25 protein-coding genes and 1 pseudogene are annotated in these 20,339 nt (G+C 32.4%); 9 read left to right on the forward strand and 17 right to left on the reverse strand.

The window, feature by feature from the left end; genetic code table 11:
- Window positions 1-36: 36 nt before the first annotated feature.
- The 4 genes from ACFVT8_RS08290 to ACFVT8_RS08305 all read right to left on the reverse strand — a co-directional run bounded on the left by ACFVT8_RS08290 (window position 37) and on the right by ACFVT8_RS08305 (window position 2,536).
- Entirely contained in the window at window positions 37-537 is a 501-nt protein-coding gene (locus tag ACFVT8_RS08290) for a hypothetical protein (RefSeq protein ID WP_387083136.1), read from the reverse strand.
- A gap of 23 nt (window positions 538-560) precedes the next feature.
- The gene (locus ACFVT8_RS08295; RefSeq protein WP_387083137.1) at window positions 561-1,328 is read right to left on the reverse strand and encodes an alpha/beta fold hydrolase; all 768 of its coding nucleotides are present in this window, start codon (window positions 1,326-1,328) and stop codon (window positions 561-563) included.
- Between the two features lie 425 nt (window positions 1,329-1,753).
- Window positions 1,754-1,996 (reverse strand): hypothetical protein, encoded by a 243-nt coding sequence (locus ACFVT8_RS08300; protein ID WP_387083138.1) that lies wholly within the window; start codon window positions 1,994-1,996, stop codon window positions 1,754-1,756.
- Between the two features lie 69 nt (window positions 1,997-2,065).
- Window positions 2,066-2,536, reverse strand: coding sequence for a LysR substrate-binding domain-containing protein (locus ACFVT8_RS08305; RefSeq protein WP_387083390.1), 471 nt, complete (start codon window positions 2,534-2,536; stop codon window positions 2,066-2,068).
- On the opposite strand from ACFVT8_RS08305, the pseudogene ACFVT8_RS08310 reads away from it, so the two are divergent.
- Window positions 2,478-2,627, forward strand: a pseudogene (locus tag ACFVT8_RS08310) (SDR family oxidoreductase); the annotation flags it as partial. The gene ACFVT8_RS08305 and the pseudogene ACFVT8_RS08310 overlap by 59 nt on opposite strands.
- Before the next feature lie 461 nt (window positions 2,628-3,088).
- Here ACFVT8_RS08310 and ACFVT8_RS08315 read toward each other — a convergent pair.
- From ACFVT8_RS08315 to ACFVT8_RS08330, 4 genes are all read right to left on the reverse strand, one after another.
- Window positions 3,089-3,850, reverse strand: coding sequence for an alpha/beta fold hydrolase (locus ACFVT8_RS08315; RefSeq protein WP_387083139.1), 762 nt, complete (start codon window positions 3,848-3,850; stop codon window positions 3,089-3,091).
- 565 nt (window positions 3,851-4,415) lie between these two features.
- On the reverse strand, window positions 4,416-5,063 hold the full coding sequence (locus ACFVT8_RS08320; protein ID WP_387083140.1) for a pentapeptide repeat-containing protein: 648 nt from the start codon (window positions 5,061-5,063) through the stop codon (window positions 4,416-4,418).
- A gap of 166 nt (window positions 5,064-5,229) precedes the next feature.
- On the reverse strand, window positions 5,230-5,403 hold the full coding sequence (locus tag ACFVT8_RS08325; protein ID WP_387083141.1) for a hypothetical protein: 174 nt from the start codon (window positions 5,401-5,403) through the stop codon (window positions 5,230-5,232).
- Window positions 5,404-5,510: 107 nt separating this feature from the next.
- Window positions 5,511-6,104 (reverse strand): TetR/AcrR family transcriptional regulator, encoded by a 594-nt coding sequence (locus tag ACFVT8_RS08330; protein WP_387083142.1) that lies wholly within the window; start codon window positions 6,102-6,104, stop codon window positions 5,511-5,513.
- A gap of 117 nt (window positions 6,105-6,221) precedes the next feature.
- Here ACFVT8_RS08330 and ACFVT8_RS08335 point away from each other — a divergent pair, with 117 nt between their 5' ends.
- The 3 genes from ACFVT8_RS08335 (at window position 6,222) to ACFVT8_RS08345 (ending at window position 9,305) form a co-directional block, all read left to right on the forward strand.
- Window positions 6,222-7,427 carry a serine hydrolase domain-containing protein gene (locus ACFVT8_RS08335; RefSeq protein WP_387083143.1) on the forward strand — a complete coding sequence of 402 codons (1,206 nt, stop codon included), beginning with the start codon at window positions 6,222-6,224 and terminating at the stop codon, window positions 7,425-7,427.
- Window positions 7,428-7,507: 80 nt separating this feature from the next.
- Window positions 7,508-7,912, forward strand: coding sequence for a VOC family protein (locus tag ACFVT8_RS08340; RefSeq protein WP_387083144.1), 405 nt, complete (start codon window positions 7,508-7,510; stop codon window positions 7,910-7,912).
- A 235-nt stretch (window positions 7,913-8,147) separates the two neighbouring features.
- Window positions 8,148-9,305, forward strand: coding sequence for a Ger(x)C family spore germination protein (locus tag ACFVT8_RS08345; RefSeq protein WP_387083145.1), 1,158 nt, complete (start codon window positions 8,148-8,150; stop codon window positions 9,303-9,305).
- A 269-nt stretch (window positions 9,306-9,574) separates the two neighbouring features.
- Here ACFVT8_RS08345 and ACFVT8_RS08350 read toward each other — a convergent pair whose 3' ends face one another.
- From ACFVT8_RS08350 to ACFVT8_RS08380, 7 genes are all read right to left on the reverse strand, one after another.
- Window positions 9,575-9,859, reverse strand: a complete 285-nt coding sequence (locus tag ACFVT8_RS08350; protein WP_387083146.1) for a hypothetical protein — start codon at window positions 9,857-9,859, stop codon at window positions 9,575-9,577.
- Between the two features lie 497 nt (window positions 9,860-10,356).
- Window positions 10,357-11,076: an MBL fold metallo-hydrolase gene (locus tag ACFVT8_RS08355; RefSeq protein WP_387083147.1), complete on the reverse strand. Its 720-nt coding sequence runs from the start codon at window positions 11,074-11,076 to the stop codon at window positions 10,357-10,359.
- Window positions 11,077-11,218: 142 nt separating this feature from the next.
- On the reverse strand, window positions 11,219-11,779 hold the full coding sequence (locus ACFVT8_RS08360) for a GNAT family N-acetyltransferase (protein ID WP_387083148.1): 561 nt from the start codon (window positions 11,777-11,779) through the stop codon (window positions 11,219-11,221).
- A 144-nt stretch (window positions 11,780-11,923) separates the two neighbouring features.
- Window positions 11,924-12,256, reverse strand: coding sequence for a DUF1093 domain-containing protein (locus ACFVT8_RS08365; protein ID WP_387083149.1), 333 nt, complete (start codon window positions 12,254-12,256; stop codon window positions 11,924-11,926).
- A gap of 138 nt (window positions 12,257-12,394) precedes the next feature.
- On the reverse strand, window positions 12,395-13,276 hold the full coding sequence (locus ACFVT8_RS08370; RefSeq protein ID WP_387083150.1) for a DnaD domain protein: 882 nt from the start codon (window positions 13,274-13,276) through the stop codon (window positions 12,395-12,397).
- Window positions 13,277-13,454: 178 nt separating this feature from the next.
- Entirely contained in the window at window positions 13,455-13,874 is a 420-nt protein-coding gene (locus ACFVT8_RS08375) for a hypothetical protein (protein WP_387083151.1), read from the reverse strand.
- Between the two features lie 214 nt (window positions 13,875-14,088).
- Window positions 14,089-14,397: a hypothetical protein gene (locus tag ACFVT8_RS08380; RefSeq protein ID WP_387083152.1), complete on the reverse strand. Its 309-nt coding sequence runs from the start codon at window positions 14,395-14,397 to the stop codon at window positions 14,089-14,091.
- 688 nt (window positions 14,398-15,085) lie between these two features.
- Between ACFVT8_RS08380 and ACFVT8_RS08385 the strand changes: the two genes are divergently transcribed.
- From ACFVT8_RS08385 to ACFVT8_RS08405, 5 genes are all read left to right on the forward strand, one after another.
- The gene (locus ACFVT8_RS08385; RefSeq protein ID WP_387083153.1) at window positions 15,086-15,592 is read left to right on the forward strand and encodes an NUDIX hydrolase; all 507 of its coding nucleotides are present in this window, start codon (window positions 15,086-15,088) and stop codon (window positions 15,590-15,592) included.
- Window positions 15,593-15,753: 161 nt separating this feature from the next.
- Window positions 15,754-16,179: a hypothetical protein gene (locus ACFVT8_RS08390; RefSeq protein WP_387083154.1), complete on the forward strand. Its 426-nt coding sequence runs from the start codon at window positions 15,754-15,756 to the stop codon at window positions 16,177-16,179.
- 487 nt (window positions 16,180-16,666) lie between these two features.
- The gene (locus tag ACFVT8_RS08395; protein ID WP_387083155.1) at window positions 16,667-16,978 is read left to right on the forward strand and encodes a DUF3784 domain-containing protein; all 312 of its coding nucleotides are present in this window, start codon (window positions 16,667-16,669) and stop codon (window positions 16,976-16,978) included.
- 152 nt (window positions 16,979-17,130) lie between these two features.
- Window positions 17,131-17,346, forward strand: coding sequence for a hypothetical protein (locus ACFVT8_RS08400; protein WP_387083156.1), 216 nt, complete (start codon window positions 17,131-17,133; stop codon window positions 17,344-17,346).
- Between the two features lie 671 nt (window positions 17,347-18,017).
- Window positions 18,018-18,236, forward strand: coding sequence for a YjcZ family sporulation protein (locus ACFVT8_RS08405; RefSeq protein ID WP_387083157.1), 219 nt, complete (start codon window positions 18,018-18,020; stop codon window positions 18,234-18,236).
- A 234-nt stretch (window positions 18,237-18,470) separates the two neighbouring features.
- Here ACFVT8_RS08405 and ACFVT8_RS08410 read toward each other — a convergent pair whose 3' ends face one another.
- Together ACFVT8_RS08410 and ACFVT8_RS08415 are read right to left on the reverse strand one after the other, a co-directional pair.
- Entirely contained in the window at window positions 18,471-18,761 is a 291-nt protein-coding gene (locus ACFVT8_RS08410; RefSeq protein ID WP_387083158.1) for a DUF5316 domain-containing protein, read from the reverse strand.
- Window positions 18,762-19,348: 587 nt separating this feature from the next.
- On the reverse strand, window positions 19,349-20,329 hold the full coding sequence (locus ACFVT8_RS08415) for an ABC transporter substrate-binding protein (RefSeq protein ID WP_387083159.1): 981 nt from the start codon (window positions 20,327-20,329) through the stop codon (window positions 19,349-19,351).
- Window positions 20,330-20,339: the final 10 nt, after the last annotated feature.

A 20,339-nucleotide genomic window follows, 5' to 3' on the forward strand; every position in this document is an offset into this window, starting at 1 on the left:
TGGTTTTAAATTTTATGTAGGTTTTAAAATTTGGCTTCAATTCTTGATTAAGTCCCCTCCCATAGTAAATTGATGTTTAGCATCGACGGTTTCCATATAACCTTTTAATTTAATACTAGGATTATCAATGCCTAACAAAGTTTTATCACCCATACCTTCAAACGGCATGAAAACATTTAATGTAACCTTTTCCCCTGGTTGAATATCTAATTTATTTCCATCCGCTTCAACTTTATATTCATTTTCCTTATAACCACTTTCGCCTCGTTTTATAGGAAAAGAAACTAAAACATTATTTTGTTTTATAACGTAATCACTATCATTTATCAATTTTATGGAATATGATATTCCTTCTTTTAGAGTTTCCTTTTTAATTAACTCTAGTTTAATTTTTTTAACATCATTTAATGTGAACTCTTTATCACTGGCGCACCCTGCTAATAATACTAAAATGAATATAAAAGAAAATAATAATTTAATCTTCAAAGAACTTCCCCAAGTTACTTTTTTGTTGTTTTTTTCATTAAAAGATTCCAAAGAAAAAGATCACTCATCTTTTTTCAATTAAGTGATTTTTCGATCCCCTTTAACATATGTATAATCTCATCTATCACTATCTCTGGCTCATCATGATGTATATAATGTCCACTACGTCTAGCAATTTGAAACTTGCTTGACGTTGACAGCTTTTGGAATTCTGCTTGTAAACTTTGTTCAATTTCCAATATCTTTTGAGATGGCCATCCCTCCTTACCACTATCAGGTAAACCTCTTGCAATAATAGTTAGAGGAAGGTCAGTTTGCCTTGATTGATCAACAATTTGCTTATAGCTCTGCATTTTATCAATGTTTTCACTATTCAACGAAGGATTTTCTAAATATTCTCTATTTGCCGCGACCAGATTTTCCGGTAATACTTTTTCATAAGCAAGTTCTTTATATTCCGGAGCAGCGTCAACCAAAATCAAGCCACAGATATCGAGTGGACAGAGACTAGCATACAATCTTGCAATCAAACCACCAAAAGAATGTCCTACTAATAGATAGGGCTTCTTTACGTCAATTTCTTGCAACAATTCAGAGAGCTCCTCGAACAAATCATGACAAGTATTCGGGACGGCTGCAACTGAACTCCTACCAATACCTGCTCTTGTGTAGGACAAGGTTGACGCTACATCCGATATTCGATCTTGTACCTTTTTCCATGTCTCAAAGTTATCGCCTAATCCTGCTATGAAAATTACGCTTGGTGCACTGCTATATTGATATTCAGTATACAGCCCGCGATTATCACAAATATTGATTATCTTTTTATTTTGTATATTCACTTTTAATCACCCATTCCAATTATAAGCTTTATATTACTTATATTTCCATAATAATTTAAATTACTAAAAGTAACTATATGCCACTATGCATAATTACAGGTAATACTTCAAACCCAAAGTCTTCCATAAAATTAGACTCCTGTTCCTTGTGATTAGGGTTATAACATGAAACGATAATGTTTGTGTTTTGACAAGAAAAAGTAAATGGAAATAAAAATCAGACTTTTAATATTACACCTCGCTAATTTTTTGTAATCAAAATACACCGTATCTAGTACTGTTGACCACCTCAATAACTTGTACAACGTATAAAAAAGCCCTTCACTGAAATGTGAAGGCTCAATTTTTAGGCTTTATAAATATAATCAATTCCGGACTCGCATTATTTCATTTAAAAAAGAAGGGAAAAGACTCCCTCCCTTTTATTAGTGAACAACCTTTTTATTGATTAGCTTGGTACTACCAAAAGCAATTACTAACGCTATAAAAGAAATAATTAGTGGCGGAATAAAGCTTGTATTTCCAAATACCACTTGCGAAGGTAAAGTCGAAGCCTCTTCCCATCGTATGCTAGGCGTAAAAAACATTGTCAATAGCATGCCTGATAGTACTTGCAATACTACAAATGCTAACGTAAAACTCACTGCAAATAATAAGTATTTTTTCAATTTAGTTCCTCCTCTCCTACTAATTACTACGGCTTGTGTATAAATAAGTTTCACAAAATTCTATCTAATTTATATTGTACTATCCTTCAAAAATGAAATAGCAAAATCACGAAAGCTATTTACGACAAATGAACTTTTCCTCTTTTTATTCCAAGCAATCCCTACGGTTTGGAAACAATCAGGATTTAAAATTTTTAATATCTTTACATTGTCTAAATACTGATCTAAAAATGAATATTTGAAAATAAAAGAGATTCCCTTTCCTTCGTTTACCAATTGTAAAATAATCGATAAATCTTCACCTTCAAAGGCAATTTGCGGAGTAAAGCCTGCTTTTTCAAATAATTGATTTTCTGTTGTGCGGAAATTTTGACCGGTTTCTGACAATATAAACAGTTCATCCTTAGCCTCAATCAGTGAAACACTTTCTTTGGCAGCTAGTGGATGATTTTTCGGCACTACTAAAAAGACTTCTTCTAAAGTTTGGAATGAAGTTGTTTCTAACGTTCCAATGGGTCGATCAGCTAAACCAGAAGAAATTGCTGAAGTCGTAGTATTCCTTTCTTCCGATGCAGCAAGCTTCTGTAACGGCTATGTTTACGTAGCTGATGGCGGACAAGTTGCTCACTAAAACGTTTATTTCAAAATAATTGAACGACAAAAATATGACCAAGATGAAAATTCTGGTCATATTTTTATAATTAAGTTCGTATTAAGTTAGAAGGTATGAAAAAACATGAACGTAATACATCCCTCATAAACGTGCATGCATTTCTCCTCTTTCATATGCTTCTTCAGCTACTCCTTAATTATTTTCTTTTCCTTGTAAAATATGGAATCTTTGCAATTATGCTTTTTATTGCATAATAAAAGGCCTCTAACTCGAGGCCGGCCAGATAATTTTTTGCCAGTAAGTATTTCAAACAGTTCTACTGACTACTTTTTGTCTAAATGAATATATTTACTTTCAGCGACTATTAAGAAGTCCACTTTCATACATATTGATTTGGATGATTAAGGTCACAATATAACATCAGGACTTGTTCCACACGGATTTCGTCATTCCAGGGCAGGATAGAACAAAGAAAAGAATTATCTAGTATCATTCTTTACGACAATACTTAAAATATCTCTTATTATTTCAATAACAACTTCTGGCTTATCAAAATGTATTGCATGCCCAGCATCTTCAACGACAATATGTTGCCTATTTGTTGACAAGTTTGCAAGCTCTTCCTGAAGTCTCATCCAAGCAGCCATTGATTCTTTTGTGTGAATAGGCTGCAAACCTCCTGTAACGACAATCAATGGAATATTTCCAAAAGGTTTAGTAGTACGTACTTGTTCAAAACTTTCTTCAATCTCATTAAGAGATCCTTCTATAGTAAATTGATTATAATATGCTTCCTGAACTTCTTTTGTAAATAAGGGAGGCAATATAATATTTTGATCCTCATGAGATGAATCTAAGAGAACTACTCCTGCGACTTCCTCTGGATATTTACTTGCAAATAATCTTACATTTAATCCACCTATTGAGTGACCTACTAATACATACGGAGGCTTAACACCTGCTTTTTTAAGTAATATACGTAAGTTATCGACACTTTGTCTACTATGTCGGGGTCTGTCATCCATTTCACTTTTTCCGATTCCTGCTCTGTCATAAATAAACATTTTTGAGAACTTTGATACTTCATCTTTAATTGAATTCCAGTTATCTAAAGTAACTCCATACCCAGATTCGAAAACTACGGTTGGACCTTCGTGTTGCTCCCCTAACAATTCATAGTATAGTTCAATGCCACCTATATCTAATTTTCCCGCAGTTTTATTTTCTATAAATTCACTCATATTTAATTCCCCTTTTTATTAAAATTTTAATTTAATAACCATAGAGTGTTAATAAAACTTTTTCTAAATAAAGAACGGTAAAATTAAGCGTTTATTTGTTCTTTTCCTAGAAGAAAATATTTATTAAGGATAGATCGTCCAAGTTTCTCTATAAGATAATGTTCTAATGCAGCAATGAAATACCATTGAACTACATCATTGAAGAGATTCATTCAGCAATTTCAATACCTATAAATTATCACATTTATCAATTCATCTAAAATAGTCAAATTTTGTCCCTTAATACTGTCAAAAATATTTCTTCATTTCATCATTAAATATACCATATTTACAAAATGATATAAATATTGTCATTATTCAGACGGACATTCACTTCTTCCCTATCACAAAAAATTCACTCTTAAGATAGATTGAGTAGCAATATACATTTCAAGAGCGATGTTATCATCGCTCTTGAAATCTTCGTTTTTTCGCGCAAAGGTGCTCTGAAATTCACTTGGAATCACGTTGACCATAAAAACTGACAAACTCAGTTTAATATCAAGGAAAAAAGCCAAGCTCAATACTATCGTTTAACCTTTAAACCTAGCAATTCAGCAAAGCCAATTGCTTGTTCAGTGGAAACCACACAGCCACTTAAATTTTTTAAGGTTACATTTAATCGTTCAAATGTGCATGTACTGATATCCACATTATCTAATGGTGTATCGCTAAAATCAACCTCATCAATATTACAGTGTTCAAATTTCACTTTCTTAAATTGGCAGTCGTAATAGCTTGTACCACGTAATGATGATTGCTCAAAACAAATCTGTTTTAATCTTGCTACTCCAAAGTTACATAAATTCATCATACAACCTTCAAAAGAAACGTTCCCTAAATGGGCCTCTGAGAAATCAACACCTAACAGTTTACAGTTTTTAAATGTAACTCGATGTATGATACCTTCGTTAAATTTTGAGTTAGATAAATCGCAGTTTTCAAAGATGACATCAGTCATATCAATTTTGCTGAAATTCGAATTAATCAAAGATACTTTTTGAAACATAACTTTGGATACAATTAAACGTTCAATATTATCATTCTCTCTACTTGTATCCGTAATTAGTTGATTCGATAAATACGGTTCTTCATCATAAAAAATATCTTCAAAAACTCCTTTAGCCAACTCTTTTGGTATAAGTGGGAGTTCAATTTTAAATTTTGTAGTCATTTTATCTATCCTTTCTCACTGTTTTGCTCTACTTATTTCATTATAAATAGTTTACATTACAACCTTATTATAATGGATATTTTAGTTTTTCTTTTATATGTAAATGAATAAATTCAAATAACCACAACCAAAAGATTGTGGTAGGAAATTTTATTTGTCTTCCTTATTATTTATTACGTTTTGAGGAAGTGTTTTCGTTGTGTTGTTTTTCATTATTTGAATTGTTCATTTGTTCTTTTGTTAGATCATTTTCTTCACGCACATCTAAATCGTCAGGGCTTAAATCTGCTCCAAATTCTACTTGGTCTTCTGCACTATTATTGCGCTTTTCTTTTGCCATAATTATCACCTCCGATATATAAATTATCCATTTTGGTGTAAATTATACTTATAAATATTACACTATTTCTTCGGTAATAAAGTTTGCCGATATTACTAACGCATTCCTTATCTCGTTAAATCATTTGATAAACATTCAATCATTTTTTTTACAGTCTTCCCGAATACATGCTCCCCAATTTCTTCTCGATGTAAAGGTAGAAGCATCATTAGTCGAAAAAGGCCGATTAGAACTTCAGGATCTTCTTCAGCAACCCCTTTTCCCTGTAAAAATTTCACAAAACCTAGCGAGCTTTCTAAATCTTCTTTGGCATGGTCATCGATTAGTTCTTTCGGGAGTCTCTTAACTATTTTCTCGTACTCCCCTCTTTGATAAAGATTTTGTAAAAATGCATTTTCCTCTATTGCTTTAAAAGAAATATCAAAAAATCTAATTAAAAGTTCTTTTGGTGGTAAGGATTCACTCATCACCTCAGCAATAATTTTATTTTTAATTTCTTCTTCTCTTCGCAATACAGCATAAAATAATTCTTCTTTTGAAGGATAGTATGAATAAAAAGAACCTTTTGCAATCCCACATGCATTTACTATGTCATCAATACTTGTTTTAGAAAAACCATACTGAATAAATAACTCTTTACTCTGGTTGAGAAGTGTTTCATGTATTTGTTTCCTCTGTTCAGTTGAAATTCTTGCCATCATAATGCCACCTCTTTTATTTGACTATTTGTTGATTTTTAGTCATATATCTGTTAAGTTGATTTTATTAAATTTATTCTTTTTTGTAAAGAGATGGCTTATTCAAAAGGAGAAAAGCATATGAGAATACAAAATAATATTCCTATCCATGGTTTTGTTGTACCCGGTTTTGAATTAGTGAAAGAAGAATTTATTAAAAATTTTACTAACAGAGGAGAAGTCGGAGCTGCATTCTCTGTTTATATTAATGACGAACCCGTTGTAGATTTATGGGGCGGATATCGTGATCGAAAAACTCGTGCTGAATGGGAGAAAGACACCTTAGTACAAGTCTTTTCTGCTACAAAAGGATTTGCTGCATTAGCTTTAAGTCTAGCGCATTCAAGAGGATACATTGATTATGATGAGACAGTTTGTACATATTGGCCAGAATTCGCTCAAAAGGGCAAAGAAAAAATTACAGTTAGACAGCTCCTAGCACATCAAGCTGGTTTGTCTGCTCTCGATAGGCTTAATATTGAAAATTTAGAAGACCTAGATACTTCACGCTTATCACAGTCCATTGCTGCAAGTAAACCCGATTGGGAGGTTGGAAAATTTCATGCGTATCATGCATGGACAATTGGGACATTAATTGCAGAACTCATTAAAAGAACTGATCCAAAACACCGTACCCTAAAAGATTTTTTCAAAGAAGAAATTGCTGAACCGCTAAACGCTGAATTTTATATAGGATTACCCGAAGAAATTTCGAAAGATAGAATTACAACTATTGAAGGCATAAATCACCCTATTCAGTTACTTAAAGGAATGACTAAATTACCCCCCAAAATGTTATTTAATTTTTTAAATGCTAAGTCACTAGTAGCTCGAAGTTTAGTTGATCCTAAAAAATTTGTTGCAAATGATAATTTTAATCATCGTCCTATTCTATCTATTGAATTTCCTTCAGGTAACGGAGTTGGACAAGTAAGAGGGATGGCAAAAATTTATGGTGCATTTGCAAGCCGTTCAAAATTACTCGGATTAAGCTCTTTAACAATGAATGAATTAAGCATGTGCGCCACACCTCCAAAAGAAGGCTACTACGATCATGTGAATTGTATAGATATAGCATATTCTTTAGGTTTTTGGAAACACTTCTCTAATATGCAATTTGGTCGAAGCGAAAGCTCTTTTGGACATCCTGGAGCTGGAGGTTCGTTCTGCTTTGCTGATCCAGACGAGGGATTAGGATATGCCTACGCTATGAATAAACATGGATTTGGCATGGCTAATGAACCAAGAGAACTTAACCTAAGGAATGCGCTGTATAGTTGTCTTTAAAGATAGTTAAATGTTATATCATTTCATTAGTGATGTAATTTATATTAAACTTTGAATATAAAGCAAAAGGAGAATTAATTATGGCTGAAAAATATATGCATCACATTTGCATACAAACGAATACATACGCTGAGTCTTTAAACTTTTACACAGAAGTATTAGGATTTGAACTAGTACAGGAATCACCAAATTTCCACGATAGAAAATTCAATACTTGGTTAAAACTAGGAGCATTTTTTATCGAACTCCAAACCGGGAAATCTCATGAAGATCTGGTTGCATATAATTCAAATGCTCAAGGCATTGTCCACTTCTGTTTATGGGTTGATAATCTTAGTCATGAAGTAGAACGATTGAAGGATATGGATGTTCATTTTATTCGTAAGAATGATGAAATTATTTATAAGGTTGAAAATGGCCAGCTTTGTAAATTAAAAGCACCTGAAGGCACCATTATAGAATTTCGCGATAATAAAGGAATTTAATGTGGTCAAGGGATGGATTTTCTTCATCCCTCTTTTCTTTCTCTAAATATTGAATATCCGTTATTGTGGGATTATATTTATCACTATTTTTCAAAATACTCTATGTATCATTATTTAAATGTGGTTATCCTAAGATTTTCTCTACTTATAATCCGTTCATTTTTTGTCCAAACTATATACAAAACCCCTTTACTCCACAAAATTACACAGAATTTCTAAAAGTAGGGATCAAAAAATGAAGAAAAAAATTATGTTAATAGTAAGTTTAGCAGCTGTACTATTGCTTTCGGGATGTTGGGATGTTACTGAACCACAAAGAATGTACTATATTGACGGAATTGGTATCGATTTTAAAGATGGTCAATATGAAATATATATGCAAATTATCAATTTTTCTACTGTTGCTAAATCTGAAGCGCCTCCTCCACAAGCGCCACCGTCAGAAATTGGATTTGCTAAAGGAAAAACGATGGAAGAAGCCTTTTTTAAATTATATCGCTCCATCGATCAAAAAATATTCTGGGGACATATGACTTTTGTTCTTTTCTCAGAGGATGCCTTGAAAAATGCGCATTCAATACCTGTTATTGATAGTTTTTTACGTCATCGGGAAACAAGATATCAAATATTGACTTATGTTACAAAGGACTCAATTAAAGATGTTCTTTTAGTCACACCGATGTTAAATAAATCATTAACAGCTTCAAAACTAAGCAACCCATTACGTACAGAAGAAATAGAAACATATGTAGAGCCCGTTGATTTACGAAACTTACTTATCTCCTTAGATGAGCCGAGCCATGAAGTGAATATTCCATTTGTTTCAATCAACAGAAATTGGGAGACGACCGAAGAGCCAACTACAGAAACTGCATTAACAGGTTTCGGGGTAGTTTCAAGGAAGGGATTTAAAGGCTATCTAATTGATGGGGATGCAAGAGGTATTCAATGGATGTATAGTAAAAAAACTCGAGGAGACGTAACCTTTAAATTAGACAATAAAGAAAAAGAGTATTTAACAGTCGACTTAGAAAAATTAAGTACGAAGATACAACCAATTGTAAAAAACAACGAAGTAACATTTGAAGTTGATATAAAATTTAATGCAATCATCAATGGTTTTAAAGGAAAAGTAGATACCGATCAAATAAGAAAAGGTATTATTAAGGCAGTTAAAAAAGATATAAAAAAAACATATGACGAGGGCTTAAAAATAGATGTTGATGTTTTCCGCTTATCAGAACAGCTATATCGAAAAAACGTAAAGGTATGGAAAAAGATACAAAAAGATGGTAAGGTGCCATTGACAGAAAATTCACTTAGCAAACTAAATATTACCGTTAATAAAGTTAATCCTGGTCGAAAAACATTTGCTGAAACAATTCAAGAATAGCTATTGAAAACATATTCATGTCAACTATCCAACGATATATTCAATTCATTGAAATAAATTCTCATTAGAACTTTGATTTCTTGTTCGATGTGTTATAATGCTATTATGGCTAAGCCATTATAAGGGCAAGACCAATTCTGTGCTGTAGCGTTGTCATACGCTACAGCTTTTTATGTTGTTACTTTTAGAAAATAAATAATAATTATGTATGAAAATTTTGAAGTTCATTTACTTACATATAAGTTTGAACGTTATAACCTTGACGAATACTAATTCCTTTTTAATTCAAAGTTATATTTTTTATTGATCTTATCTGCAATTGTTTCTAAGAACACTTCGACAGTCATATCTTCGACTTCTCTCGTATACCATGCAAGTTTGGCACCATAATTTTTTTTATTATAATTTACTTGCAATGGCCAAAAATTGTTTGTTGCATAGGTAAAATCAAATTTCACATATAATTCCTTCCCTTCAGGACATTCCAAAATAACATTATACAAAGGGTTTTTTCTTTCTTTTTCAAATTTAACTTTTCTAATTTTCGTTAACATAAATGACCCTCCCTTTATCTAAAGATAGAATTGACTAGGTGTTTTAATTTTGATTGCCTTCCCAACAGCGGAAGGCACTTTAAGCATTGTACGGGACAATATCTAACAGGTTCTTCAGTAGTTTAATCGGACGACGATCCACTATCACTGCAACTAGACGTATCAGTATAACTAGAAACATTGTCTGAACAATTATGTGTATTTGAGTCTTCTACGGATAAAAATGTACCTGTTGAACTATAATCCATATGAGTACTCGAATGATTGGAACGACTTTTTGAAATATCAGTATTTGGTGATTCGTTTTTTAAGATGCTAATCACCGCCACTAAAATGATTAATCCTATCATCACAATAAAGAAACCGATTTTTCTCCCCTTTTTAGATCACAATTTAATTTTATCATCAGATGAGTTGATTAACCATTTTTAACCACTCTCCTATAAATTTAAAAGAAGTTTATTCCCGCAACAATGTTACTTGCTTTCCGAAAGTCCTTAAAATTCATTCTTTACAACATTGAACCCTAACGCTTCAGCCTCTTGACGGTCAAAGCCTTCATCTAAATGCATACACCAAAATTTTGAACGTAAATCTGGACGAACTAATTCACTCAATTTTCGTAATGACAAGTGTACATTACCTTCATAATCAGCTTTACACGTATCAACATAAACATAATCGTAGACTTTATTCGATTTATTTGGATTTCGTATTGAGGATTTTAAGCTATTTGTATCTCCTGTATAATAAATAAGTTTGTCATCTATATATAAATCAATTGAATAAGAAGGTATCTCTTTAACATGACTAGATCTTTCGAATAGTACTTTACAGAAATGAAGTGTGTATTGAATATCTGATTGACATTTTTTTGTTAGGCAATGCACTCCTGGGACAATACCATTAATAGCCAACAATTCTTCAATTTTCACATCATGAATGGAATATATAGAAACATTAGATATACCCATTTCACCATGGCAATAATAGCTATAAAAAATAAAATCTGCAAGGCTTCCCACGTGATCAGCATGCGTATGAGTGATCAGTACATGGATATGTTCAATACCTTCCAGTAAATTATTTTCCTTTATGCGGTGAAAAATATTGCTACCACAATCAATAAGCAACATCTGATTCCCTACTTTATAATACGCTGCATTGTTACCTAATTTCGTATTAAATGCGCTTCCAGAGCCGATAAATTTTAACATAAAAGTGAGCTCTCCATTTCTATTAGCTTGAGTTATTTTATAAACCACCCTATAAAGCTAATTTTAACCTCAAGTTAATAGTACATACATAAGGTTTTCTGCCAAAAAGCAACGTCTTTTTAGATATAACGGAGATCATTGATTACTTATATTCCCTTTTTAAAATAGAAAAAATAACTAGATCGACATACTTTCCTTTTTCATATTCATGCTCTCTTAACAATCCTTCTTGATAAAAATTTAATTTTTTCAATAATCCAATGGATGATTTATTTTCAGGATCGACTTTTGCTTCTATTTTATTTATGTTCATTTTTGTAAAAGCAAAATGGATGATAGTACTTAATGTCTCTTTCATTACGCCCTGCCTCCAATAAGAAGGAATTAAATCATAACCGATTTCTATACGATTATGGGCTTTTTCATAATTTAAAAAACCACATGTTCCAATTACTTTTTTAGTTTTAGGATCTTCTATAACCCATCTTAAGCCACTTTGATCTTCGAAAATTTTTTCATACCAATTCATTTCATTTTCTGTATCTTCCACTGAGTTAAAAGGTTCCAATGGTATATATTTCACAACACTTTCATCTGAATAAAGCTCAAAAAGATCAATACAATCATTTTCCTGTGCTTTTCGTAAGATAAAACGTTCTGTTTCTAATACAGGGAAATCTGTAAAGGTGAAATGTGTGCTCATAAGCATGCCCCTTTGCCTTATAGTTAACATTTATTTCATAGTACCATATTATGCTAAATTAGGTTATACCATTAATATTTCAGAGGGACCTGCTCAAAACGATAGAGACAGGTCCCTCTTTTTAGGATTATTGAAAATTTAGATCTAGCTTTGAGTAAATTTTACTTTTATATCTTTTGGTAAGTCATCTACATTGATTACTTGAGGATCACCAGTATATCCTTCTAAGCTTCTAGGGACACGGATAATTGTTCCTTTTTTAAATGATTTTTCTGCAAAAAAACTTATAACCTTTTCATTTCCATCCTTATCAAACCCCTCTAGCGCGTATACGTAATGACCATTACTATTCGGAGTTTGTAATTCCTCGTTAATTTGAACATAGTAGTCTTTCTCTATCAAGGCACCTTTATCACCACAGCCAACTAAAAAAGTAGAGAATAAAATAGTAATTGCAATGAATTTCATAAACTTCATTTTTCTTGCCTCCTCTTTTATAACGAAATAGTATCGTTACTTAAGAGTATAGATAATCTCTGCACTACATTAAATTTCGGAACATGACAGTTAGCTGACAAAATTGTCATCTTTATAGTAGCTATGGGTTAATATCATTCACCTTGCACTCTCAGTTACAGCCCTAAATGTTTCCAAGATTTTTTGACGCTCAGCTTCAAAATCAATAGCTTGTCCAACTTCTGGATCACTATGTTTTTCATGGCGTTGATGAAACCACTTTGGGACAACCTCCTTTCGACCTTGTAGATTGGATTGATTAGTACGCTGTTGCTTTTGAGCTGCAAATCGAAGTTTGTGCGCTTCTACTTCCTCAATTGATGTAAACTTCTTCTTCGTCCAATCGTCTAGAATCTTTTCAATATAATTCCAACGATGCACGTTGTTTTCAACTGCTTGCTTCATAGCATGGATCACAAGGTCTTCCGATAATTCATTAATCCAATGATCGATTTTGTACGTGACATGAGCGACTAGAGAACCAAAGCCATTTTGCTCGTAGAATTGGAATGCCGTTTGTTGTTTTTGAATGTTCTCTTCTGACGAATGGCCCTTATTATTATTTTTATTTTTATTTAGTAAATTATTATTTAGTGATTTATTATTAATTAGTATTGCCGGGTATTCCGTCAACGGTTTTTCCATCAACGGTTTAACCGTTATCGGATTTTCACTAAACGGTTCAACCTGTGGTGTTTCGAATACTGAAAGTTCAACTTTCCTAAATTTCCCCATATTTGTTCTACCCTGCACTTTGTGAACATAGCCAGCTTGCGATAGCTCCTTAATAATGTTAGCAGTAGATTCACGACTGCATTTGCTATGAGTGGCTAAATTAGAAATACAAAATGACCAATCATCTGGCAAAGACAACATATACGCAAGAAGACCTTTTGCTTTCCAGCTTAAACGAGTGTCATTCAAAAACCCTTTGTCTAGCACAACATAATTCTCCTTTTTACGAACCCTAAATATTGCCATGATGCCCCTCCTTTTGTTTTGTAAGTTCTTTGAATCATTCCTTTCATTAACTTATATACCGATTTGGCACAAAATTAGGGACAAATATTTTGGAATTTCCTCGCTTTAGAAGGCCAAAAAAATAGGACATGCTACAATTGCATGTCCTGCTTTTTCCTTTATATGGTCTGCCAACGTTTTATTTATATAACTCTTTATAAACAATTACTTTTAGTGCCGTCATTTCTTCGTCTGATAATTTACCTTCCATTTCTTGAATGACCTGTTCTTTCGTCATGGAACCATTTTGTACTTTTACTCTTATATTATTAAGCTCCGAGATCCCAACTTTTTGAATTAATACTTTTGTAGCCTCTTCTTTTGTTGTAAACGGTAACTTGCTGCTGTCTGCAGTTTTAGCCTCTTCCATAAATGATTTTAGTTGAGGGTCACTTTCAATCGTACTTTTAATTTCATCCATTTGCCCACTTTGTTCTAATTCGGTTGAAATAGTATCAACAACCTTATCGGATGCATACTTCATACCATAATGATAAACCCCATAACCAATAACACCGAGGAAAATGACAATGATCAGAAGGAATTTAATAAATCTCATACTCTCACACTCCTTAATTCTACACATTATAATACTATATAGTATGGAAAGATGAGAAATGATAACCTTGCGAAAAAGGTCTTTTTCAATATCATTCCTCTTTTAACAAATCCAAGAGCCTGCGCAAAGTGCTTACTGTGCTAACGAAAGATTTGGGAATTTATGTAAAAACAAAAATCTCCCGGTTAAAAAATTTTTACCGGGAGATTTTTGTTTATCTGACATACTTCAAATACTTCTTCACAAAATCTATAATGTAATGCACTTCTTCTTCTGAAATATTGAATAGAGTGCAAACTTTTCGAAGTTTAGCTGGTGATTTTAATTGTTCACGCACTTGATCAATCATCATGTATTTACATTTACGAGGGTTTACACTATCTCGAATTTTCTTGTATTGAAGGTAAGCATAGCGAGCGAAAGCATTTAACATCTCTCGCTCCTGCTCATCTCGTTGTAATTTTTTTGCCGCTTCATCAATCGTTTCCGAATCAAATGTCCTTGTACCATCTGATAATTGCATAGTACCACCTCTTTCGTTGCATAAAATGACAAACATGGCTGCATCTTAATCAACTTGCATTAAGATTCCTCCATCGTACTACCAACTCATAGTTATTAGATGCACAAGAAAAAGTCACATCTAGTTAAATGTGACTCTTTTTGTATTTTTGTTCTGTTGGTACATCCCAATCATCCAATTCAAGCACCAGACGTATACAAGTGGAATAGCAAGAATAGCTTCACGGATAAAGAGCTAATGCTTATGGAAGCTCTGGCTTACGGTATTAAAGAGACAAAAGCAATTAAAGATGAATGAACCTAAACTACGACGATTAGTAGCTGGGATATTACAGTCAATCATAAAATAGCATGGGATACTGCCCAAGTCCGAACAGAGAAAGGGAAAAAATATACGACATATACAATAAACAAAGACATTCAGTTAGATTCTTTCATTCTTTACGGTCAAACGGAAACAAAATTTGTTTATTTTGATGAACCAATTGATATAGACGTTCACTAAAAGTGTATACAAATTACTTTGACTCCCTTAAAAAATTTAACTCGCAATATACTCTATTTATTGACCTTCAGAATTTGACACCAGATCTATTCTGAAGGATTTTTTTATTTATAAATTATATACACTTATCTTTTAATTTACTAAAATGGAAATATAATGATTTCGAAAGAAAGGAAGGATACAGATGAACAACCAAACTTATGTAAACTGGAGTGGACACCACCTTAAACTGACATGGCTACCGAATAAAATAGTTGCAGATTACAGTAAAGTAACAAGTGTACACGGAGTTTGTTTTTATCAAGGAAATGTTTTGTTAGTTCATGTAGAAGGAAGAGGATTTAACTTTCCTGGAGGCCATATAGAAAAAGGAGAAACACCTGAAGAAGCATTGCATAGAGAGGCATTTGAAGAAGGTTATGTAAAAGGCCATATTAATTATATTGGAGCAATCGAAGTCAGTCATGAAGAGAACCCTTTATACAATTCTGAAAGTAAGTATCCTTTAATCGGCTATCAAATGTTTTATAGCATGGAAGTCCAAGAGTGTCTCCCATTTCTTCGAGAGCATGAAACGATTTCGCGCATTTGGGTTGAGCCGGAAGAAGTAACTTATGTAATCAATGACCATGAGTTTGCGCACTTAGTATTACAAGCAGCTTTAAGTAACAAATCTTCTTTTAGGCTATAGTGGCTACTATGTATTGTTATAATTTTATATGGCGGTTTGGTGATGAACATCACTAGTAAAACCTTTTTAGTTTAGACTATTCTTTATATACTTTTTGGAGCAATCATCAAATTCTCTTTTCAGTCTTAAGATATTTTACTTTTTTATAAGGAGAAAAAATAATGAAAAATAAGCTATTATGGTCAGTAATAATTATTGGTGGATTACTCATTATTGCGGGTATCATTTTAGGTGTTGTTGGTGCAGAAATTTTAAATATACCTTTTATTCGAATGGATTTAGTTCCAATAGGAGTTGGATTTTGTGGAGTCATGCTAATAAGTACGGGCTTCACTAAAATGGTAGATGAAAAAAATAAAACTAAGAAACAGCTTATTGATGAAAATGATGAACGAAATATTGTAATAAGTCAAAACGCCAAATCTAAAGCATTTGATTTGATGATCAATGTATTTGGCTTTAGTCTTCTAGCATTAGCGATATTTGGTTATCTGAACAAAGTTTCTTTTTTTACTCTAATAGCACTTTATTATACTTGCTATGCCTATTACTTATATTGCGTTAAAATAAATAAGGCGAACATGTAAAAGATGTGACTTATACATAATTTCAAAAGTTCACCTCTAACTTTTATTTTTCAATCTAATTCACAGGCATTTCACTATACAAACATAACTATCAAAGCATATTAATAGTAGTGTAAAGCTAACCTAGCTTTGCCCTCCTAGTTTGTGGTTTAGGGTCACTTTGGTTCGAGTGACCCTTATTTAATTTTCTTTCATAGTTATCCTAACCCCCCTTATTTTTTATTTCCGTACTAATAAAAATATAAGCATTTTCTCATGAGTCATCTCTGATTATGTATGATGGAAATTTCTTATTTTTAGATAACTCTGTGGCTAATATATCCTTACCTTCCCCCTAAAGTCTTTTTTAGATTAATGTCACTCTTATATTATTTTTATAGTCCCATCATTTTGCTTGACTGTTATATTTAATAAATCACTTTTAGTAATAATTTGGAAAACCTTTTATTGTTATATTCGTATATTTATTATAGTGAGGTGACGAAAAATGATTGGTGGATATATTACTTGTATTATTCTTGCTTTAATTTTTATTTTTATGGGTTATCTTATCCATATCCATGTAAAAAAGAAACTATGGCTCATTGCGGGTTACCAAGAAGGTAGTTTTATTGGCGATAAAGATAAACTAGCTAAGCTATGTGGTGTTTTCTCTTACATAGTAGGAATCGCTACTTTTCTATTACCTTTCGGACTAGAATTTTGGGGTATCATTAGTGGTATTATATATGCTGTTTGTATATGTCTAGGTACAGTAGCCATTTTGGTCTGGAAACAAATAATAAATAAGCCTCTTTAAAAAAAGTCTATTTAATACTGTTTATTTTCATTACATAAAACAATTGCTAAATGAAGTTAAAAGAGTCTTGCTTAGGCTCTTTTTTACTTTTTAATCCATTTTCATGTTAACCTTAGAGTATGGTTTTACTAACATAAAAAGGAGGATATAAAATGTCTCGTAAATTACGCTCTTATTCTAGCATTATTTCAGCTATTTTATTCGTCATCTTTGTATTTAGGAATTATTTGGGATATTGGACTGCAGATAGGTTCATTCAAATTTTATTTTTCTTTATTATGATATTGTCTGTTTTCAATGCAGGTATTGAAACAGATAAAATTTTAAAACAGAGGTTGAATCAAAAAAATCAGCAAAGAACTTTATAGAAATTATAAAATATCCCCTTGAAATTAGACCTGGATTACATCGTCTACTTCAAGGGGATCTTCTTTAAGAACATTGTGTCAATCTCAAATGTATCGTTACTCATTCCATACTTTTAATTTATTTATCTAAACGATACTTTTCTTTTATCTTTCCGAACAACGAAAAACATGTAAAGGCTAAATAATAAAATGATGATAACTGTTATTGCTAAAAAATATGTATCTTGAATCTTAAACAAGAAAGTGTTCAAAGAATTTAATAATCCAACTGACATCAATAATAACCAAAAGTAATTTTTTCTTTTTGATTGATCACCGCTACTTAGATAACTAGCAGAAAGCCAGATAAAGAAAGGTAAGTAACAGACAATTGAAAAAGTTAGAATAGCCCATCCAATAAACGACATAGTACAAACACACCTCCTAGAACCTTCCTTATTTTATACGATTGAAATTAATAATAGTTTCAATTTTATTCTTCTAAAATAATGAAATTTCTTTTATTCATGACATATGTTTAGTAACTGTTCATGTTTTCACCCCTTTTATTGAGTAATTCCTCATAATTTAATTTTTCGAGTTTTTAAACCAAACTGAGTAAAATCTAGATGAATACCTCCCCTCCTTTTTACACCTGAACATATTATAGATTGTAGAAGGGGGGGATATATATGGGATTCTGGCAAGGTGGTTATGGTAGTTACGGAGGCTATGGCGGTGGATACGGCTGTGGCGGTGGCTATGGCGGCGGCTATGGCGGTGGATACGGAGGTGGCTATGGCTGTGGCGGTGGTTACAGCTATGGAGGCGGCCACGGTTCAGCATTCGCCTTAATTGTAGTCCTATTCATTCTTTTAATTATTGTTGGCGCAACATTCATGCATTATTAATTTAATTTTCCAATAAAAAGTTAATGCTATTTATCATTGTCACAATCAATCATTTTTGTACCTATATTACTTATCGTCACATCTTATAGTAATGGATAACCCACCAGCCTAACACACTACAGTTAAAACAAAAAGGTCACTTTTGTCCGAGTGACCTTTTATTGTTGACTTTTTTATTTCATTAATAAACAAAGCATATTATCTCAAAAGTCATGAGCTTAAGTTCTATCAATATCATTTACTTAAATAATAAAATAAAGCCGCAACAATAATATTTGGTAATGCAACGTATAAGGAATTTACAGCTATTTTATTACGTTCGTCCCGATGTTCTGTAGTTTCGGTAGCAATGTTTGCCCTCATCCTATCCCCACTAACCATGGACCCCGAAAAAATCATTGAAATGACAATAAAAATACAGCCAACCGTACCTGAAACTAAATAAATCTTTTCCGTCCCCCATAAAATCATTGATATTAAAACACTGCAAAGTGATAAGAAAACGCCAATTAATAAATACCTCAATTTAAACGCCCCCTTTCTTATTTTACGTTTAATTACATATTTTGTTTCATCTAAAAGGTAAATTTTTCACTTGAGCTTTGAAGTACCTATGTATGATATTAATTTTTATCCGTTTTCTTAAAACCCTGCCATTATTGTAGAAATAATACCGTAAACAACTAAGTTTATATTAGTTGGAATTGTTGTTTAATAACATGACTACCACTGAAAAAGATTTGCGATTTAAAAAGAATGATTATTGTTTCGATAAAAGAAATATGTATTGGTTAAGGTGAGCGGCTAAGAATTTAATATTACAGGTGGTCATATAGAGAGAAACCTTAGACGATTCGATTTTCAGTAAAACGTTTAAGAAAGGTTATATAAAAGGACATATTTATTCTAATGTTACATATCCTTTAACTCGTAAATGTTTTCTGAATAGATATTATAGATTGTCTCTCTTTTTTTGAGAACATAAAATGACTTTGCGAATATGGATAGAGCTTGAGTCTTCAATGTGGTTGCTGTCGAAATTGTGCAAATGAAAAACGCCATACAATCATCATCGATGAAAGTATAGCGTTTATTAATTCAGATTGTAGTTGTTATTTAACAAAGATTTCTTCAATTTGGTCAAGCATAATTTCGGCTGCCAAGATTCCGCCTGCTGTATTCCAAATTACATCGTCAACTTTATGGACATTCCCTTTTTGTACTGCACTTAGGTTTTTCCAAAGTGGATCTTCCGTCCATTCTTTTTCAGTAGCTAATGCTGTATCATCACCTGTTGGCATGTAAGTAAAGTAGAAAAGTACATCTCCGTCCATTTTAGGAATTACTTCTTTTCCTACCTCAACAGCTAATTTTCCTAATTTCGCATTATCTTTAAATAGTTCTGCTTGCTCTGGTACACGTTTAAATCCTAAAGAATCAAAAATAACGCCTGAGAATGAATCTGTATAGTAGATTCGAGATTTATCGGCCATAAAGCGTACGAATGAAACCTCTTGGTTTGTTTTATCGCCAAGTTTTTCTTTAATAGCTTGAACTTTATCTGTGTATGCTTTTAAAACTTCTTTGCCTTTAGCTTCTTGATTTACCGCTTTTGAATAAAGTTTAAAGTTTTCTTGCCAATCTCCGCGTAATGTCTCTGAGAAAACTGTCGGGGCAATTTTGCTTAATTTTTCATAGTCTTTTTCTTGTCTTAATTTATTCCCAATGATTAAATCTGGTTTTAAAGAAGCAATTTTTTCAATGTTAATTTCACTCTCAACCCCAACAACTTCTACGCCTTCCATCTGATCCTTTAAATGATCATACCAAGGATTACCTGAGAATGCTTTTACAGCCCCTACCGGCTTAATACCTAAAGCTAGAAGTGCTTCTGTTCCTTCGTTTGTTAAAACGACAACACGTTTTGGCATGTCTTTAACTTTAGTTGTCCCCATTGCATGTTCAACACTGTATGTATTACTCTCAGTTGAACTTTCTTCTTTCGTGTTTTCCTTGTTATTGCCACATGCAGCTAATACAAATACAGCGACAACAGCAAGCAAAACTAGTAGTTTTTGAAATCCTTTTTGCACCTTTTCTTCC

It is taken from the genome of Lysinibacillus sp. NPDC058147, assembly GCF_042884205.1.
Classification (GTDB): domain Bacteria; phylum Bacillota; class Bacilli; order Bacillales_A; family Planococcaceae; genus Lysinibacillus.

What these genes read in the sequence shown, in the direction of transcription:
- ACFVT8_RS08335 (WP_387083143.1), top strand. Translation starts at nt 6,222, where the DNA reads ATGAGAATACAAAATAATATTCCTATCCATGGTTTTGTTGTACCCGGT.
- ACFVT8_RS08375 (WP_387083151.1), bottom strand. Translation starts at nt 13,874, where the DNA reads ATGAGATTTATTAAATTCCTTCTGATCATTGTCATTTTCCTCGGTGTT.
- ACFVT8_RS08360 (WP_387083148.1), bottom strand. Translation starts at nt 11,779, where the DNA reads ATGAGCACACATTTCACCTTTACAGATTTCCCTGTATTAGAAACAGAA.
- ACFVT8_RS08345 (WP_387083145.1), top strand. Translation starts at nt 8,148, where the DNA reads ATGAAGAAAAAAATTATGTTAATAGTAAGTTTAGCAGCTGTACTATTG.
- ACFVT8_RS08365 (WP_387083149.1), bottom strand. Translation starts at nt 12,256, where the DNA reads ATGAAGTTTATGAAATTCATTGCAATTACTATTTTATTCTCTACTTTT.
- ACFVT8_RS08385 (WP_387083153.1), top strand. Translation starts at nt 15,086, where the DNA reads ATGAACAACCAAACTTATGTAAACTGGAGTGGACACCACCTTAAACTG.
- ACFVT8_RS08355 (WP_387083147.1), bottom strand. Translation starts at nt 11,076, where the DNA reads ATGTTAAAATTTATCGGCTCTGGAAGCGCATTTAATACGAAATTAGGT.
- ACFVT8_RS08320 (WP_387083140.1), bottom strand. Translation starts at nt 5,063, where the DNA reads ATGACTACAAAATTTAAAATTGAACTCCCACTTATACCAAAAGAGTTG.
- ACFVT8_RS08390 (WP_387083154.1), top strand. Translation starts at nt 15,754, where the DNA reads ATGAAAAATAAGCTATTATGGTCAGTAATAATTATTGGTGGATTACTC.
- ACFVT8_RS08400 (WP_387083156.1), top strand. Translation starts at nt 17,131, where the DNA reads ATGTCTCGTAAATTACGCTCTTATTCTAGCATTATTTCAGCTATTTTA.
- ACFVT8_RS08325 (WP_387083141.1), bottom strand. Translation starts at nt 5,403, where the DNA reads ATGGCAAAAGAAAAGCGCAATAATAGTGCAGAAGACCAAGTAGAATTT.
- ACFVT8_RS08330 (WP_387083142.1), bottom strand. Translation starts at nt 6,104, where the DNA reads ATGATGGCAAGAATTTCAACTGAACAGAGGAAACAAATACATGAAACA.
- ACFVT8_RS08405 (WP_387083157.1), top strand. Translation starts at nt 18,018, where the DNA reads ATGGGATTCTGGCAAGGTGGTTATGGTAGTTACGGAGGCTATGGCGGT.
- ACFVT8_RS08395 (WP_387083155.1), top strand. Translation starts at nt 16,667, where the DNA reads ATGATTGGTGGATATATTACTTGTATTATTCTTGCTTTAATTTTTATT.
- ACFVT8_RS08340 (WP_387083144.1), top strand. Translation starts at nt 7,508, where the DNA reads ATGGCTGAAAAATATATGCATCACATTTGCATACAAACGAATACATAC.
- ACFVT8_RS08370 (WP_387083150.1), bottom strand. Translation starts at nt 13,276, where the DNA reads ATGGCAATATTTAGGGTTCGTAAAAAGGAGAATTATGTTGTGCTAGAC.
- ACFVT8_RS08380 (WP_387083152.1), bottom strand. Translation starts at nt 14,397, where the DNA reads ATGCAATTATCAGATGGTACAAGGACATTTGATTCGGAAACGATTGAT.
- ACFVT8_RS08350 (WP_387083146.1), bottom strand. Translation starts at nt 9,859, where the DNA reads ATGTTAACGAAAATTAGAAAAGTTAAATTTGAAAAAGAAAGAAAAAAC.
- ACFVT8_RS08315 (WP_387083139.1), bottom strand. Translation starts at nt 3,850, where the DNA reads ATGAGTGAATTTATAGAAAATAAAACTGCGGGAAAATTAGATATAGGT.